A 15270-nucleotide genomic window follows, 5' to 3' on the forward strand; every position below is an offset into this window, starting at 1 on the left:
TTACTCTGAATCCTTTGTCGTTACAGGTTGATGTATCAGTGTTCGTCGCCGGCATAAGGGTCGGGATGACCCAGCTCGGCAAGCAACGTTCGTTCCAGTGCTTCCATTTCCTCGGCTTCGTCATCTTCCATATGGTCGTAACCGAGCAAATGCAAGCAGCCGTGAATCACCAGGTGAGCCCAGTGGGCCTCAGGGGTCTTGTGTTGTTCCGCCGCTTCACGCTCCACCACGGGGACGCAAATCACCAGGTCGCCCAATAGCGGGATATCGAGCAGCTCGTCGGGCACGTCGGCGGGGAAGGACAGCACGTTGGTGGCGTAGTCCTTCTGCCGCCAGGTGTGGTTCAACTCGCGACCTTCGGCTTCGTCCACCAGGCGGATGGTCAGTTCCGAGTCGGCGCTACGCTGACGCAGGGCCAGTTCGCACCATTGACGGAACTGGGCCTCGCCGGGGGCTGCATGTTCGCTGGCCAGTTGCAGGTCGAGTTCAAGCATCGTGGCTGTTGCCCTTGGCGGCGGGCGCGTCTTCCTGGCGATTCTCGAAGCGTTCATAGGCTTCGACGATGCGCTGCACCAGCGGATGGCGCACGACGTCCTTGGGCATGAAATGCGTGAAGCTGATGCCCGGAACATCCTTGAGCACCTGGATCACATGGTTCAGCCCGGACTTGGTGCCACGGGGCAGGTCGACCTGGGTGATGTCCCCGGTGATGACGGCGGTGGAGCCGAAGCCGATCCGGGTCAGGAACATCTTCATCTGTTCGACGGTGGTGTTCTGGCTTTCGTCGAGGATGATGAAGCTGTTGTTCAGCGTGCGGCCACGCATGTAGGCCAGTGGTGCAACCTCGATGACCTGGCGCTCGATCAGCTTGGCGACGTATTCGAAGCCGAGCATTTCGTACAGCGCATCGTAGAGCGGGCGCAGGTACGGATCGATTTTCTGGGAAAGGTCGCCGGGCAGGAAGCCGAGCTTTTCCCCGGCTTCGACCGCCGGGCGCACCAGCAGGATGCGTCGCACCTGTTCGCGCTCCAGCGCATCGACCGCACAGGCCACGGCCAGGTAGGTCTTGCCGGTGCCGGCCGGGCCGATACCGAAATTGATATCGTTGGCGAGGATTTCCTTCACGTAGCGCTGCTGATTCAGGCCGCGCGGGCGAATCATGCCTTTTTTCGTGCGCAGGGCCACCGCAGGTTCCGCAGGGGCAGGGTTGTCGAGTTCCTCGACAGCCGATTCCTGCAGGAACAGGTGGACCAGATCCGGCGACAGCTCGCTTGCCTTGGTTTCCCGATAGAGGCGGCGCAGCAGGTTTTCCGCGGAGGAGGTGTGCTTGGGTTCGCCGATCAGCTCGAACTGGTTTCCGCGGTTGCGGATCTCGATGGCCAGGCGCTGTTCGATCAAGCGCAGATGCTCGTCGAATTGCCCGCACAGATTGGCGAAGCGGCGAGCCTCGAAGGGCTCGAGAATGAAACGATGTGGTTCGATGGGTGCGTTCAAGGTCGTTTTTAGCCGCCCAGGGGCAATTAAGATGAAATCAAGGATAACGCCAGTAGGCTGGGTGCGAAAGCTCTTAAGCGGTGCAATCTGACAACAGGGCCTGGCACCGCCGCTGTAGGAGCGAGCCTGCTCGCGAAAGCGCTGTCACATCCAACCTCGATATTGACCGTAATAGCGCTTTCGCGAGCAGGCTCGCTCCCACATGGCGTGGTGTTGTTACTGGACCAGCGAGCCGCGCAGGGAGTGCGGTTGCGCGGCGTCGATGTGCACGTCGGCGAACTGGCCGATCAATGCCGGAGTGTCGCAGCGGAAGTTGACGATACGGTTATTCTCGGTGCGCCCCTGCAATTCGCCCGGGTCTTTTTTCGAGTAATCGGTCACCAGGATCCGCTGGATGGAGCCGACCATTTGTCGGCTGATCTCGAAGCCTTGCTGGTTAAGGCGGTGCTGCAAGGCATTGAGTCGCTCCTTCTTCACTTCCTCGGGCGTCTCGTCCACCAGGTCCGCCGCTGGCGTGCCGGGGCGCTGGCTGTAGACAAAGGAATAGGAGAAATCGAAGCCCACATCCTCGATCAGCTTCATGGTCTGCTGGAAATCCTTCTCGGTTTCGCCGGGGAAACCGACGATGAAATCCGAACTGATGCAGATCCCCGGGACCGCCGCGCGCAGTTTGCGCAGCTTGGATTTGTATTCGAGCGCCGTGTGGTTGCGCTTCATGGCCGCGAGGATCCGGTCGGAACCCGATTGCACTGGCAGGTGCAGGTGCTTGACCAGTTCGGGGACCTCGGCGTGGGCCTGGATCAGGCTGTCGGAAAACTCCAGCGGGTGTGAGGTGGTGTAACGGATGCGGTCAATGCCGTCCACCGCCGCCACGACGCGGATCAGTTCGGCGAGGTCCGCCAGGCGACCGTCATGGGTCAGCCCGCGGTAGCCGTTGACGTTCTGCCCCAGCAGGGTCACTTCGCGCACACCGTTTTCCGCCAGGTGGATGATTTCGGCAATCACGTCGTCGAAGGGGCGGCTGACTTCTTCGCCGCGGGTATACGGCACCACGCAGAAGGTGCAGTACTTGCTGCAGCCTTCCATCACCGATACGTAGGCACTTGGGCCGTCGATACGCGGTTCGGGCAGGTGATCGAATTTTTCGATTTCCGGGAACGAGACGTCTACTTGCGGCAGCCTGGTAATGCGTGCGGCGTCGATCATCTCCGGCAGGCGGTGCAGGGTCTGTGGGCCAAAGACCACGTCCACGTAGGGCGCGCGGTCACGAATGGCCGCGCCTTCCTGGCTGGCGACACAGCCGCCAACGGCAATGACCATGTCCGGGTTGGCCAGCTTCAGTTCGCGCCAGCGGCCCAACTGGGAATACACCCGGTCCTGGGCGCGTTCGCGGATCGAGCAGGTGTTGAGCAGGATCACGTCCGCGTCTTCCGCGCGGGCGGTGACTTCCAGGGCCTGGTGTTCACCCAGCAGATCGACCATGCGCGAGCTGTCGTACTCGTTCATCTGGCAACCGTGGGTTTCGATGTAAAGCTTCTTGGCCATGGACGGGTTCATCACGTGATTCAAAGAACCGCGCATTATAGGGAAATTGTGGCCTGTGTGGCTAATTCGCGCGAGCAGTGGCTATGCTATAGTTCGCGCCCTCATTTTTACCCGCCGATGTGTTTCGCCAGCCATGACCAAACGTGAAGCTCCAATCTACAAGGTGATTTTCCTCAACCAGGGCCAGGTGTTCGAAATGTACGCCAAACAGATCTATCAGAGTGATCTGTGGGGCTTCCTAGAGGTCGAGGAATTCGTCTTTGGCGAGCGCACGCAAGTGGTCGTCGACCCGAGCGAAGAAAAGCTCAAGGCGCAGTTCGAAGGCGTGGTGCGCAGCTTCGTGCCGATGCACTCGATCGTGCGCATCGATGAGGTCGAGCGCCTGGGCACGCCGAAAATCAGCGAAGCCCGGGGCGCGGTCGGCAACGTCATGCCGTTTCCGATGCCGATGCCTGACAAGTAAACCTGGCCCTTGTGGCGAGGGGATTTATCCCCGCTGGGGCGCGAAGCGGCCCTAAAAACCTGACACCCCAGTATTAGAGATTGATTAAGTTGGCTGCTTTGGGGGCCGCTTCGCAGCCCAGCGGGGATAAATCCCCTCGCCACAGGGGCCTTGGATTCAGGGCAGCGGCGAAAACGGCGTACGCCCGTCGGCGTTCTGCAATTCCATCAGGTATTTGCGAAAGATCTGGCCCAGCACCTGGGTCGCCACTTCCAGCTCGTCGCGGGGCATCTGCTCGGCGACTTCGTCGGCGGTGTCCAGTGCTTCTTCGGCGCCGTTGACCGCCGCCATCTTCAAGACGATGTAAGCCTGGACGTTGTTGGCCGGCACGCCTTCGCCATGGAAGAACATGCCGCCAAGCTTGAATTGCGCCTGGGCGTGGCCTTGCAGCGAGGCTTTTTCGAAATAGTCGAGGGCTTGCTTGAGGTCGCGGGGCGCGGCCTTGCCGTCATAGTAGAACTCGCCCAGCTCATATTGCGCTTGGGCATCGCCCTCGTCGGCGGCTTTTCGACAGGCGTCGAGTGCCGGTGCCAGATCTTGTGGCTGGGTGTTGAGCGTGCAACGGCCCATCGCCGGGATCAACAACGAGTTGCCGCCTGCCTGTGCGTTGGCGAGCAGGGGCTGAAGGAGCAACAGGCAGCCCAAGGCAAGGGTGCGGCCGGTGCGGTTCATGGGAATCGACTTACCTCTGAGGGGCGCGTGGACCCTCCGGGGGATCCAATAAGCGCGCATTATGAAATAAGCAGGGCCATCCTTACAAAGTCTTTACTCGTTTTTCTGCTGCGAGGGAACGATAGCGGCCACTTGTTGGGTAAATACCTGGAAAAAGGTATCCCGGGGCAATGGTCAATAACTGACGCTGGTGTCAGCCAGCGTCAGTTGGTCAGACGTTTACTTCAGCGCAGCAAAGGCCCGCTCGGCCGCGTCGAGGGTGATCTTCAACTCGGCCTCGCCATGGGCGATGGAGGTGAAGCCGGCTTCGAACGCGCTTGGCGCCAGGTAGACGCCACCCTCGAGCATCAGGTGGAAGAAGCGCTTGAAGCGGTCGGCGTCGCTGGCCATCACGTCGTCGAAGGTCACGATGTCATCGGCGCCACTGAAGTACAGGCCGAACATGCCGCCGGCCTGGGTGGTCACGAACGGGATGCCCGCCGCATCGGCGCGTACTTGCAAGCCGTCGAGCAGGCGAGTGGTGAAGTCGCTCAGCTCGGCGTGGAAACCCGGACGGCTGATCAGGCGCAGGGTGGTCAGGCCGGCGGCCATGGCCAGCGGATTGCCCGACAAGGTACCGGCCTGGTAGACCGGCCCCAGCGGGGCGATGCATTCCATGATCGCGCGCTTGCCGCCGAAGCAGCCTACCGGCATGCCGCCGCCGATGATCTTGCCGAAGGTGCTCAGGTCCGGCGTTACGCCGTAATGAGCCTGGGCACCGCCGAGGGCGACGCGGAAGCCGGTCATCACTTCGTCGAAAATCAGCACCACGCCGTGCTGGTCGCACAGGCTGCGCAGGCCTTCGAGGAAACCTGGCGCTGGCGGCACGCAGTTCATGTTGCCGGCCACCGGCTCGACGATGATGCAGGCCACTTCCTGGCCGACTTCCCCGAGCATTTTCTCGACTTCTTCGAGATCGTTGAACGGCAGGGTCAGCGTGTGTTTGGCAAATGCCGCCGGTACGCCTGCCGAGCTGGGCACGCCTTGGGTCAGCGCGCCTGAGCCGGCCTTGACCAGCAGGCTGTCGGAGTGACCGTGGTAGCAGCCTTCGAATTTGATGATGCTGTCGCGCCCGGTGTAGCCGCGCGCCAGGCGGATCGCGCTCATGGTCGCCTCGGTGCCGGAACTGACCATGCGCACCATTTCCATCGATGGCACGATGGAGCAGACCAGATCGGCCATTTCGGTTTCCATCGCGGTCGGCGCGCCATAGGACAAGCCGTGCTCCAGTTGCTTGCGCACCGCGTCCAGCACGTCCGGATGGCTGTGGCCGAGGATCATCGGGCCCCACGAACCCACGTAGTCGACGTAGCGCTTGTCGTCTTCGTCGGTGACATACGCGCCCTCGGCGTGCTTGAAGAACAGCGGGGTGCCGCCGACGCTCTTGAACGCACGAACGGGTGAATTCACGCCGCCGGGGATGTGTTTCTGAGCGTTGGCAAACAGGGTTTCGGAACGGGACATGGTAGGGCTCTCGAAATCGGGAAATGACTATTTGGTTTGCAGCAGGTCGTTGAAGGCGCGGGCGCGGCGCGTCACCTCAGCCGTGCTGTCGGCCCCGAACAGGCCATGGACCACCGCGAGCAGGTCAACGCCATGGGCCACCAGCGGGGCGGCATTTTCCAGAGTGATGCCGCCGATGGCGCACACCGGTATATGCAGTTTGATACGGGTCTGTTCGAGCAGTTCAAGGTTTGCGGCGGGCGCCCCGGGCTTGGTATTGGAATTGAAGAAGCGCCCGAACGCGACGTAGCTGGCGCCTTCCCGGACGGCCTGTTCGGCCAGTTCCAGGCTGGCGTGGCAAGTGGCGCCGACGATTGCCTTGTGCCCCAGCAACGCCCGCACCGGCGCCAGCGGGCCATCGGTCTGGCCCAGGTGGACGCCGACGCCGAGGCGTGCGGCCAGTTCGGCGTCATCGTTGATGATCAGTTGGGTCTTGTAGCGCTCGCACAGGTTGCGCAGCGCCTCGGCCTCGCGCAAGCGCCGGGCCTCGTCGCTGCTTTTGTCGCGGTATTGCAGCAGGGTCACGCCACCTTCCAGCGCGGCTTCCACATAGGCGAGGAACTTGCCGGCCAGCAACTGGCTGTCGGTGACGGCATAAAGGCCACGTAATTTCATTCCACGGCTCCTTTGCTACGAGCAGAAATCCAGCGGCAGGCGACGCGGTACGAACTGGCCTTTGCCCAATTGTTCGGCATCGCGCAGGGTGCGCCAGGTGTAATCCAGCGCGGTCTTCACCGCGCTGGCGAGCTGTTCACCCTGGGCCAGCCGGCCGGCCAGGGCGCTGGCCAGAGTGCAGCCGGAACCGTGATAGCTGCCGGGCAAGCGCTGGCAGGTGAAGGTCTCGCGGCGTCCGTCGCGGCTGTACAGGCGGTTGTGGACTTCATGTTCATCGCCGTGACCGCCGGTGATCAGCAGGTGCTTGACGAAGGGCAGCAGTTTTTCGGCGCATTCATCGGCGCTGCCTTCCGGCAGTTCGGCGAGAATGCGTGCTTCAGGAAGGTTGGGCGTGGCGATGATCGCCAGCGGCAGCAGGCGCTCGCGCATGGCGTAGCCGACTTCATCCTTGCCCAGCCGCCCGCCACCACCGGCGCGCAGCACCGGGTCGCAGACCATCGGCAGATGTGGATGCGCCTGGAGCAGCTCGACCACTGTGTCGACCATTTCCAGCGAACCGAGCATCCCCAGCTTGACCGCCGCGACGGGCGAATCGTTGAGCACGGCATTGGCTTGGGCCATTACCCACTCGCGATCGAGTACGCGGAAATCGCTGACATTGACCGTGTCTTGCACGGTCAACGCGGTAACGGCCGGGGCGGCATGACAACCCTGGGCGAGCAGGGCTTCGATATCTGCCTGCAAGCCGGCGCCACCACTGGGGTCGTGGCCGGAGAGACAGAGGACAACGGGGCGGGAGTTGTAGATATTCATGGTGCGCGAGCTTATCACCAAACCCCATTTATCGGTGATCGGGCTCTGAGGGTTTTACGCGACGTTTCCTGCTGGAGACTGTTTTTGTGGCGAGGGAGCTTGCTCCCGCTGGGGCGCGAAGCGGCCCCGAGATCTTGCGGTCGCTACGCAACCGAGCGGGAGCAAGCTCCCTCGCCACGAATGGCCCGCCAGTACCAACCTGACCAAAGCAACAGCTCTATCTCAACGCTTGGCGCTGAGACGCCCGTGCTAGAGCCTTTTGTCGGAAAAATTTCAATGGTGCAAATTGGCCATCAACGGCTATGCTACGGATGGATCCAACCAATAACAGGTAATGCCGGTTTTACGTCTACTCAGGGAATGGGGGGCTTCCTGACTCAACCGGACAGGCCACGCTGGGGCTTTAATGCGCTATTTGCTGATGTTGCTGCTGTGCTTGTCCCCCTTGGCAAGCGCCCTTGAATTCGATGAATCTACCCGAAGCCTGCCTTTGGGCCATGCCTTGCAGGTGTTTGAAGACGCCAGCGGCACGGCCACCCTCGAGGATGTCCTGGCCCAGGCCGCGGCTGGGCGCTTCAAACCCCACGACCAGGCCACGCTGAACGCAGGGTATTCGCGCTCGGCGTTCTGGCTGAAGATCGACTTGCACTACCGCCCGGGCAATCCCGGCGCCCAGCGCACCTGGCTGCTGGAGCTGGCGTATCCGCCGCTGGACCGCCTGGACTTGTATCTGGCCGATACGCAAGGTGCCTATCGCCTGGTTCGCCAGACCGGCGATGCCTTGCCGTTCGCCAGCCGCGAGGTGCGCCAGAACAACTACCTGTTCAGCCTGGATTTCCAACCCGATCAACGCCAGACCGTGTATCTGCGCCTGCAAAGCCAGGGCTCGATCCAGGCCCCGTTGACGCTCTGGTCAAGCACCGCGTACCTGGAACAGCAGCCGGTGCGCCTGTATGTGCTGGGGATCATCTATGGCGTACTGCTGGGGATGCTGGTCTACAACCTGTTCATCTACCTGAGCGTGCGCGACACCAGTTATCTCTATTACATTTTCTATATCGCCTCGTTCGGCCTCTATCAATTGTCGGTCAACGGTGCGGCGGTTGAGTATTTCTGGCCGGACAACCCCTGGTGGGCCAACGCCGCGACGCCGTTTTTCATTGGCTGCGCGGGGGTTTTTGGCAGCCAGTTTGCCCGCAGTTTCCTGCAAACCGCCCAGCACAGCCGCTGGCTCGACCGATTGCTGCTCGCGCTGATTGCCTACGGCGCGGTGGTGGTGGGCCTGTCGTTGATGACCAGCTATGCGCTGGCGCTGCGCCTGGCGACGGCGCTGGCCCTGGTGTTCACCGTGGTGATTTTCGCCGCCGGCTTGTTCGCCTGGTGGCGGGGGCTGCGGGTGGCGCGTTACTTCATTATTGCCTGGTCGGCGTTTCTGCTGGGGGGCGTCGTCAATACGATGATGGTGTTGGGTTACCTGCCGAACATCTTCCTGACCATGTATGCCAGCCAGATTGGCTCTGCCATCGAGGTGGCGCTGTTGTCCCTGGCCCTGGCGGACCGCATCAACGCCATGCGCGAACAGCAGGCGCAGACGCTGTTCGACGCCGGGCAGAAACTCGAAGTGCTGAACCAGCAGTTGGCCCAGGGCAACAAGCTCAAGGACGAATTCCTCGCCACGTTGACCCATGAGTTGCGCACGCCGATGAATGGTGTGATCGGTTGCCTGGAACTGATGGAAACCGTCGAGATGGACGAGGAACTCAGCCAATATCAGCAGACCGCAGCCGGTTCGGCGCGGGACATGATGCGCATGGTCAACGGCATGCTCACCCTCACCGAGTTGCAGGCCGGCAAGCTCAAGGTCTATCCGGCGCCGTTCAGCCTGCGCAGCGTGATAGAGGCCCTGCAGGTACAGTTCGGCGCCAACGCGGCGGCCAAGGGCCTGGATTTCAAGGTCGACGTAGCGCCCGGCCTGGCGGACCGTTTGTTGGGTGACAGCGGTAAATTGGCCCAGTGCCTGGAATGCCTGCTGGACAATGCCATCAAGTTCACCCGCGTCGGTGGCATCGCGCTGCGGGTCAGTGGCCGGACGTCGGAGCTCGATCGCCTGGTGCTGTCTTTCGCCGTGATCGATACCGGCATCGGCTTTACCGATCTGGGAGAGGCGACCCTGTATCAGCGTTTCTTCCAGCTCGACGGCTCGATGACCCGCGAATACGGCGGCCTCGGCGTCGGCCTGGCAATTTGTCGGCAACTGGTCGAATTGCTCGGCGGGCGCCTGACCCATACCTCGGAGCCGGGGCGCGGCAGTCGTTTCCAGCTGGACGTGGAATTTGACATCGCATTGCCTGTGGCCGTCCCGGCAACGTTTCCTGGCGGCGCACGCCGGGCTGCGCGCTTGCCCCAGGAGTGCACGGTGCTGCTGGCCGACGACAACAACATCGACCAACTGGTGATGCGCGGCATGTTGCTCAAGCTTGGCTACCGAGTACGTACCGCGGACAGTGGCCGCGCGGCGCTGGAGCTGTTGCAGGGCGACAGTTTTGACGCGGTGCTGCTCGATTGCCAGTCGACACCATCGGATGGGGTGTCGGTCTGCTGTCAGATCCGCGCGATGTCAGGTTGCGAGGACTTACCCGTGCTGGTGGTCAGCCCGAACGTGGACCAGGCGCATTGCCCTGCGGGTAGCCTGATCGATTACCTGAGCAAACCGGTGAAATTCGAAGCACTGCAGGCGATTCTGCAACGACGGGTACTTTGTCCGAAGCAGGGTGAAAGCGCCGGTATTTAGGCGGATATGCCACTTTGATCGGCCAGGAGGCGGTGCTTAACTGACCTCTGCTGGCCGACCAAGGAGCCCCGTCATGAACCTGCACCAGTTCGCCGAAACCCACGACGTCACCAATCAGCCTCCGTCCCTGGATGGCGCCAACCTGTACCGTATCGACCTGCCGCTGCAAGAGTGGTCGCGGCGTTTCGGCGCAGGGTGGGCACAGGCGCGGATCGACGCCTACGGTGCCCTGGCCGGCGGACCGTTGATGGAGGCGGGGTTCCTGGCCAACCAGAACAAGCCGATATTTTCCAGCCACGACCGTTACGGCCATCGTATCGACCTGGTGGAATTTCATCCTGCCTATCACGAGCTGATGCGCACCGCCATCGAACATGGCCTGCCCAGCCTGCCGTGGGCCCATCCGCAACCTGGCGCGCATGTCGCCCGCGCCTCGATGACGTACCTGCACAGCCAGGCCGAAGCAGGCACCGGTTGTCCGTTGACCATGACCTTTGCCAGTGTGCCGGCCCTGCGCCTGCAACCGGACCTGGCCGAGCGCTGGGTGCCGAAAGTGCTCGCCACCGAATACGATCCACGTAACGTCGGCATGGCCCACAAGGCCGGGGTCACTCTCGGTATGGCGATGACCGAGAAGCAGGGCGGCACCGATGTGCGCGCCAACACCACCAAGGCGTATCCGGTAGGCGCCAGCGGCCCGGGCCAGGCCTATGAGCTGGTGGGCCACAAGTGGTTCTGTTCGGCGCCGATGTGCGATGCCTTCCTGACCCTGGCCCAGACCGACAAGGGCCTGACCTGCTTTTTGCTGCCGCGCCACCGCCCGGACGACACCCGCAACCAGTTCTACATCCAGCGTTTGAAAAACAAACTCGGCAATTGCTCCAACGCCTCCAGCGAGGTGGAGTTCCGTGGTGCGCTGGCCTGGATGGTCGGCGAAGAGGGCCGAGGCGTGCCGACGATCATCGAGATGGTCGCCATGACCCGCTTCGATTGCATGGTCGGCTCCAGTGCCCTTATGCGCCAGGCCCTGACCCAGGCCAGTCACCATTGCGCGCACCGCAAGGTCGGCGGCAAGTTGTTGAGTGAGCAGCCCCTGATGCAGAACGTACTCGCCGACCTGGCCCTGGAAAGCGAAGCTGCGTTGGCGCTGAGTTTGCGCATGGGCCGGGCGCTGGATCATCTGAACGATGAGCATGAAGCCAAATTCGCCCGGCTGGTGACGGCGGTAGGCAAATACTGGATCTGCAAACGCGCCCCGGCAATGATCAACGAGGCGGCCGAATGCATGGGCGGTGCCGGCTATGTCGAGGACAGCATCCTGCCGCGCCTGTACCGCGAGGCACCGGTCAATTCGACCTGGGAAGGCTCCGGCAATGTGCAGTGCCTTGACGTCTTGCGCGCTCTGTCCAAAGAGCCGGGCGTGTTGGAAGTGCTGTTCGACGAACTGGGCGACGGCCATGGGGACAATCGCCTGGCGGCCCATATCGACCGGTTGCACGCAGCGTTCAAGGACACCGATGACATCCAGTATCGTGCCCGGCAATTGACTGAAGACATCGCCGTGGGCCTGCAAGCCAGGCTGTTGCTGGAAGCGGGGAACAGCGACGTCAGCGATGCCTTCATCGCCAGCCGGCTGGGTTCCACTGGCCGGGTCTACGGCGCGTTGCCCCGCGGCCTGAATGTCGAAGCCATCGTCGCCCGCTCGACCCCGCACGGCTTCTAAACAACCCATGCCCCCGTGGGAGCGAGCCTGCTCGCGAAGGCATTGGTACATTCAGCATTGATGGTGGCTGACGCACCGCTATCGCGAGCAAGCTCGCTCCCACAATGGACCTGTGCTGGACGCAACATCTGAGTAAACATCAAACCCTGTGGAGCGGGCTTGCCCGCAAAGGCGTCGGTACATTCAGCATCGATGTTGCCTGACACACCGCTTTCGCGAGCAGGCTCGCTCCCACAGTGGACCTGTGCTGGACGCAACATCTGAGTAAACATCAAACCCTGTGGAGCGGGCTTGCCCGCAAAGGCGTCGGTACATTCAGCATCGATGTTGCCTGGCACACCGCTTTCGCGAGCAAGCCCGCTCCCGCAAAAGGCTCCGCGCAAGGACAACTAATACGCCACTGTTCCCGTCGGCCCACGATGCAGGCAAGATGAAGGCCTGCAAGTCAGAACACAGGAAGCTGATCGTGACCGAAGCGTTTATTGTCGTTCAAACCGCCGAGCAAGCCGTGGACCGGCTGGCGGCCCTGCACGAGCGCGCGACCACCGCGCTGAACCAGGCGCTCAAGCGTTATCTCAAGGACCGCATCGAGCCGGATGCCGAGCAACGCGCATTGTTCCGCTATCCGGCCCTGCGCCTGACCTACCATTGCCATGGCGAAGTCCCGCAGACCACCCGCGCCTACGCCAAGGTCCAGCTGCCGGGCACCTACAGCGTCACCGTCACCCACCCGGCGGCATTTCGAAAATACCTGCTCGAGCAGCTTGTCCCGCTGATGCACGACTTCACCGTCACCGTCGAGGTGGGCGTCAGTGAGCAGAACATTCCGTACCCGTATGTGGTGGAGCAGGGCGATGAACTGGCCGGTTCCGGTGTGACGGCGGCGGTGCTGGCGCGGGTGTTCCCCAGCACCGATCTCTCGGCCGCCACCGATGGCATCGCCGATGGCCTCTACGATTGGGAAAACACCGACCCGCTGCCCCTGGCGCTGTTCGACGCCGCGCGGGTGGATTTCTCCCTGCGCCGGCTCGTGCATTACACCGGCAGCGATTGGCGCCATGTGCAGCCCTGGATTCTACTGACCAACTATCACCGCTATGTCGACCAGTTCATCGTCCACGGGCTGGAGCAGTTGCGCAGCGATCCGCGTTTCGTGCGCATGGTGCTGCCGGGCAACGTGATCATCGACAAGAACATGGATCACGGTGAAGCCTCGGCCATCGCCGCTGGCGTGGTCTGGCATCGCTACCAGATGCCGGCCTATCACTTGCAAGCCAGCGATGGCCACGGCGTGACCCTGGTGAACATCGGCGTTGGTCCGTCCAATGCCAAGAACATCACCGATCACCTGGCCGTGCTGCGTCCGCATTGCTGGCTGATGATCGGCCACTGCGGCGGCCTGCGTCAGTCCCAGACGATCGGCGATTACGTCCTGGCCCACGCCTACATGCGCCGCGATGGCATCCTCGACCGCGTGGTGCCGCCGAACATCCCGATCCCGGCCCTGGCCGAAGTGCAGCTGGCGCTTCAGCAGGCGGCGGCGAACATCACTGGCGAAAAAGGCGACGAGCTGAAAAAACGCCTGCGCACCGGCACCGTGCTGACTTACGACGACCGCAACTGGGAATTGCGCTGGGCCCAGGAGCGTCCGTTGATCAACCTGTCCCGCGCCGTGGCGGTGGACATGGAAAGCGGCACCATCGCTGCCCAGGGTTACCGCTTGCGGGTTCCATACGGCACGTTGCTGTGCGTCTCGGACAAGCCGCTGCACAGCGAGATCAAGCTGCCGGGCTCGGCCAACGCGTTTTATGAGCGGGCGGTCAACCAGCATCTCAAGATCGGGATCGCGGCGCTGGACCTGTTGCGCAACGAACTCAACTCGTTGCACTCGCGCAAACTGCGCAGCTTCGACGAGCCGCCGTTCCGCTGACGCCGTCCTGAACGGTGGTTATTTAACGGTCGGGCCACTAGCATGTCGGCCTCGACCGTTGGATATTGTTGCCGCCATGCCCCGTCCTCCACGCCCCGCTTCCCGCCGCCCTGGCGCGAAGCCTCCCGCTTCCACCCCGCGCCGTGTGGCCAAGGCGCCGCCGGCCGAAGCGAAACTGATCCTGTTCAACAAGCCTTTTGACGTGCTGACGCAATTCAGCGACGGCGAAGGGCGCGCCACGCTCAAGGATTTCATCGACGTACCGGGCATCTATCCGGCTGGTCGGCTGGACCGCGACAGCGAAGGATTGCTGTTGCTGACCAATGACGGCCAGTTGCAGGCGCGCATCGCCGATCCCAAGCACAAACTGGCCAAGACGTATTGGGTACAAGTCGAGGGTGAGCCGAGCGACGAGCAACTGCAGCGTTTGCGTGATGGGGTCGAGTTGAACGACGGTATGACGCTGCCGGCCGAGGCCCGTCAGCTGGACGAACCGCAATTATGGCCGCGCAATCCACCGGTGCGCTTTCGCAAAAGCGTGCCGACGAGTTGGCTGGAACTGGTGATACGTGAAGGGCGCAACCGCCAGGTGCGGCGCATGACCGCCGCGGTGGGCCTGCCGACCCTGCGTCTGGTGCGGGTCAGGATCGGTGACTGGACGATCGAAGGGCTCGATCAGGGCCAATGGAAAGAGGTACCGGCGCGTTTATAACGAGCCGGATTCGATCAGACCGATGACCACGCTCTTGATGATGAACGCCGCCACGCCCAGGCCGAGCACGAAAAACAGGATGAACGAGCCGAAACGCCCGGCCTTGGATTTCTTCGCCAGGTCCCAGACGATGAACCCCATGAAAATGATCAGGATGCTGACCAGTCCGGTCATCATCCACTCTTCCAAAACAGCAGGATCCATCGGCGCACTCCGGCGTGGGCGGGGTTGAAAAGGCAGGGGCGAGTATACGGCATGGCGGCGGGGCGCAGGATCGGGCTGCGGCGGTGTGTCGCAGCCCGGATATTCATGGGCTGCTTTTTGTGGCGAGGGAGCTTGCTCCCGCTCGACTGCGCAGCAGTCGCAAACCAGTGGAGATTTGGGGTCGCTGCGCAACCCAGCGGGAGCAAGCTCCCTCGCCACAGAAGGTCTCAGCTGCGCAGGTGAGTCAGCGGCAGCTCGGTACTGTTGAGCACCTGGTTCAGCACAAAACTCGAACGCACGCTGGTGACGCCTTCGATCCGGGTCAGGTGGCCCAGCAGCAGCTTCTGGTAATGATCCATGTCCGGCACCACCACCTTCAGTTGGTAGTCCGCGTCGATGCCGGTCACCAGGCTGCATTCAAGCACTTGCGGCAGGTTGCGGATCGCGGCTTCGAAGGTCTCGAAGCGGTCGGGGGTGTGGCGGTCCATGCCGATCAGCACATAGGCGGTCAGGCTCAGGCCGAGCATCTTGCGATCGAGCAGGGCAACCTGGCGGGTGATGTAGCCGTCGTCTTCCAATTGCTTGACCCGCCGCGAGCAGGGGGAGGGCGACAGGCCGATGCGCTCGGCCAATTCCTGGTTCGAGATGCGCGCGTCGCGCTGCAATTCCGTCAGGATGCTCAGGTCGTAACGGTCGAGTTTGCTCATTGAGCGGGCCTTTATTCGGT

Annotated in this window: 14 protein-coding genes; 5 read left to right on the forward strand and 9 right to left on the reverse strand. The window is 62.4% G+C overall.

Annotated elements, in window-relative coordinates; translation table 11 throughout:
• Positions 1-35: 35 nt before the first annotated feature.
• The 3 genes from ybeY to miaB all read right to left on the reverse strand — a co-directional run bounded on the left by ybeY (position 36) and on the right by miaB (position 3039).
• Positions 36-494: an rRNA maturation RNase YbeY gene (gene ybeY / locus J3P96_RS03860; protein ID WP_434571627.1), complete on the reverse strand. Its 459-nt coding sequence runs from the start codon at positions 492-494 to the stop codon at positions 36-38.
• A complete protein-coding gene (locus J3P96_RS03865; RefSeq protein ID WP_434627991.1) occupies positions 487-1494 on the reverse strand; it encodes a PhoH family protein in 1008 nt (335 codons plus the stop codon). The genes ybeY and J3P96_RS03865 overlap by 8 nt, the downstream gene beginning before the upstream one ends.
• Positions 1495-1710: 216 nt before the next feature.
• Positions 1711-3039: a tRNA (N6-isopentenyl adenosine(37)-C2)-methylthiotransferase MiaB gene (miaB, locus tag J3P96_RS03870; protein WP_434571631.1), complete on the reverse strand. Its 1329-nt coding sequence runs from the start codon at positions 3037-3039 to the stop codon at positions 1711-1713.
• A 133-nt stretch (positions 3040-3172) separates the two neighbouring features.
• On the opposite strand from miaB, the gene J3P96_RS03875 reads away from it, so the two are divergent.
• Positions 3173-3502 carry a DUF1820 family protein gene (locus J3P96_RS03875; RefSeq protein WP_305498606.1) on the forward strand — a complete coding sequence of 110 codons (330 nt, stop codon included), beginning with the start codon at positions 3173-3175 and terminating at the stop codon, positions 3500-3502.
• Between the two features lie 156 nt (positions 3503-3658).
• On the opposite strand, the gene J3P96_RS03880 is transcribed toward J3P96_RS03875, so the two are convergent.
• The 4 genes from J3P96_RS03880 to J3P96_RS03895 form a co-directional block, all read right to left on the reverse strand.
• Positions 3659-4213: a tetratricopeptide repeat protein gene (locus tag J3P96_RS03880; RefSeq protein WP_305498608.1), complete on the reverse strand. Its 555-nt coding sequence runs from the start codon at positions 4211-4213 to the stop codon at positions 3659-3661.
• A gap of 219 nt (positions 4214-4432) precedes the next feature.
• Positions 4433-5716 (reverse strand): glutamate-1-semialdehyde 2,1-aminomutase, encoded by a 1284-nt coding sequence (hemL, locus tag J3P96_RS03885; RefSeq protein WP_434571634.1) that lies wholly within the window; start codon positions 5714-5716, stop codon positions 4433-4435.
• Between the two features lie 27 nt (positions 5717-5743).
• Positions 5744-6370, reverse strand: a complete 627-nt coding sequence (gene thiE, locus J3P96_RS03890; RefSeq protein WP_434571635.1) for a thiamine phosphate synthase — start codon at positions 6368-6370, stop codon at positions 5744-5746.
• 15 nt (positions 6371-6385) lie between these two features.
• Positions 6386-7183: a hydroxymethylpyrimidine/phosphomethylpyrimidine kinase gene (locus J3P96_RS03895; RefSeq protein WP_434655446.1), complete on the reverse strand. Its 798-nt coding sequence runs from the start codon at positions 7181-7183 to the stop codon at positions 6386-6388.
• A gap of 406 nt (positions 7184-7589) precedes the next feature.
• Here J3P96_RS03895 and J3P96_RS03900 point away from each other — a divergent pair, with 406 nt between their 5' ends.
• The 4 genes from J3P96_RS03900 to J3P96_RS03915 all read left to right on the forward strand — a co-directional run bounded on the left by J3P96_RS03900 (position 7590) and on the right by J3P96_RS03915 (position 14339).
• A complete protein-coding gene (locus tag J3P96_RS03900) occupies positions 7590-9974 on the forward strand; it encodes a hybrid sensor histidine kinase/response regulator (protein WP_434655449.1) in 2385 nt (794 codons plus the stop codon).
• A gap of 73 nt (positions 9975-10047) precedes the next feature.
• A complete protein-coding gene (locus tag J3P96_RS03905; RefSeq protein ID WP_434655452.1) occupies positions 10048-11697 on the forward strand; it encodes an acyl-CoA dehydrogenase family protein in 1650 nt (549 codons plus the stop codon).
• Between the two features lie 430 nt (positions 11698-12127).
• Positions 12128-13627: an AMP nucleosidase gene (amn, locus tag J3P96_RS03910; protein ID WP_305501175.1), complete on the forward strand. Its 1500-nt coding sequence runs from the start codon at positions 12128-12130 to the stop codon at positions 13625-13627.
• 145 nt (positions 13628-13772) lie between these two features.
• On the forward strand, positions 13773-14339 hold the full coding sequence (locus J3P96_RS03915; protein WP_434574092.1) for a pseudouridine synthase: 567 nt from the start codon (positions 13773-13775) through the stop codon (positions 14337-14339).
• On the opposite strand, the gene J3P96_RS03920 is transcribed toward J3P96_RS03915, so the two are convergent.
• Positions 14334-14543, reverse strand: coding sequence for a DUF2788 domain-containing protein (locus tag J3P96_RS03920; RefSeq protein ID WP_434655454.1), 210 nt, complete (start codon positions 14541-14543; stop codon positions 14334-14336). The genes J3P96_RS03915 and J3P96_RS03920 overlap by 6 nt on opposite strands.
• A gap of 227 nt (positions 14544-14770) precedes the next feature.
• Complete coding sequence (locus J3P96_RS03925; protein ID WP_434655457.1) at positions 14771-15250, reverse strand: Lrp/AsnC family transcriptional regulator; 480 nt, start codon at positions 15248-15250, stop codon at positions 14771-14773.
• Positions 15251-15270 lie beyond the last annotated feature (20 nt).

The sequence above is a fragment of the Pseudomonas sp. R3-56 genome, from assembly GCF_051132075.1.
Classification (GTDB): Bacteria; Pseudomonadota; Gammaproteobacteria; order Pseudomonadales; family Pseudomonadaceae; genus Aquipseudomonas.

Excerpts from the sequence above, each read along its gene's own strand:
- miaB (WP_434571631.1), bottom strand. The coding sequence starts at position 3,039 with ATGGCCAAGAAGCTTTACATCGAAACCCACGGTTGCCAGATGAACGAG.
- amn (WP_305501175.1), top strand. The coding sequence starts at position 12,128 with ATGAAGGCCTGCAAGTCAGAACACAGGAAGCTGATCGTGACCGAAGCG.
- J3P96_RS03880 (WP_305498608.1), bottom strand. The coding sequence starts at position 4,213 with ATGAACCGCACCGGCCGCACCCTTGCCTTGGGCTGCCTGTTGCTCCTT.
- J3P96_RS03895 (WP_434655446.1), bottom strand. The coding sequence starts at position 7,183 with ATGAATATCTACAACTCCCGCCCCGTTGTCCTCTGTCTCTCCGGCCAC.
- J3P96_RS03875 (WP_305498606.1), top strand. The coding sequence starts at position 3,173 with ATGACCAAACGTGAAGCTCCAATCTACAAGGTGATTTTCCTCAACCAG.
- thiE (WP_434571635.1), bottom strand. The coding sequence starts at position 6,370 with ATGAAATTACGTGGCCTTTATGCCGTCACCGACAGCCAGTTGCTGGCC.
- ybeY (WP_434571627.1), bottom strand. The coding sequence starts at position 494 with ATGCTTGAACTCGACCTGCAACTGGCCAGCGAACATGCAGCCCCCGGC.
- J3P96_RS03925 (WP_434655457.1), bottom strand. The coding sequence starts at position 15,250 with ATGAGCAAACTCGACCGTTACGACCTGAGCATCCTGACGGAATTGCAG.
- hemL (WP_434571634.1), bottom strand. The coding sequence starts at position 5,716 with ATGTCCCGTTCCGAAACCCTGTTTGCCAACGCTCAGAAACACATCCCC.
- J3P96_RS03905 (WP_434655452.1), top strand. The coding sequence starts at position 10,048 with ATGAACCTGCACCAGTTCGCCGAAACCCACGACGTCACCAATCAGCCT.
- J3P96_RS03900 (WP_434655449.1), top strand. The coding sequence starts at position 7,590 with ATGCGCTATTTGCTGATGTTGCTGCTGTGCTTGTCCCCCTTGGCAAGC.
- J3P96_RS03920 (WP_434655454.1), bottom strand. The coding sequence starts at position 14,543 with ATGGATCCTGCTGTTTTGGAAGAGTGGATGATGACCGGACTGGTCAGC.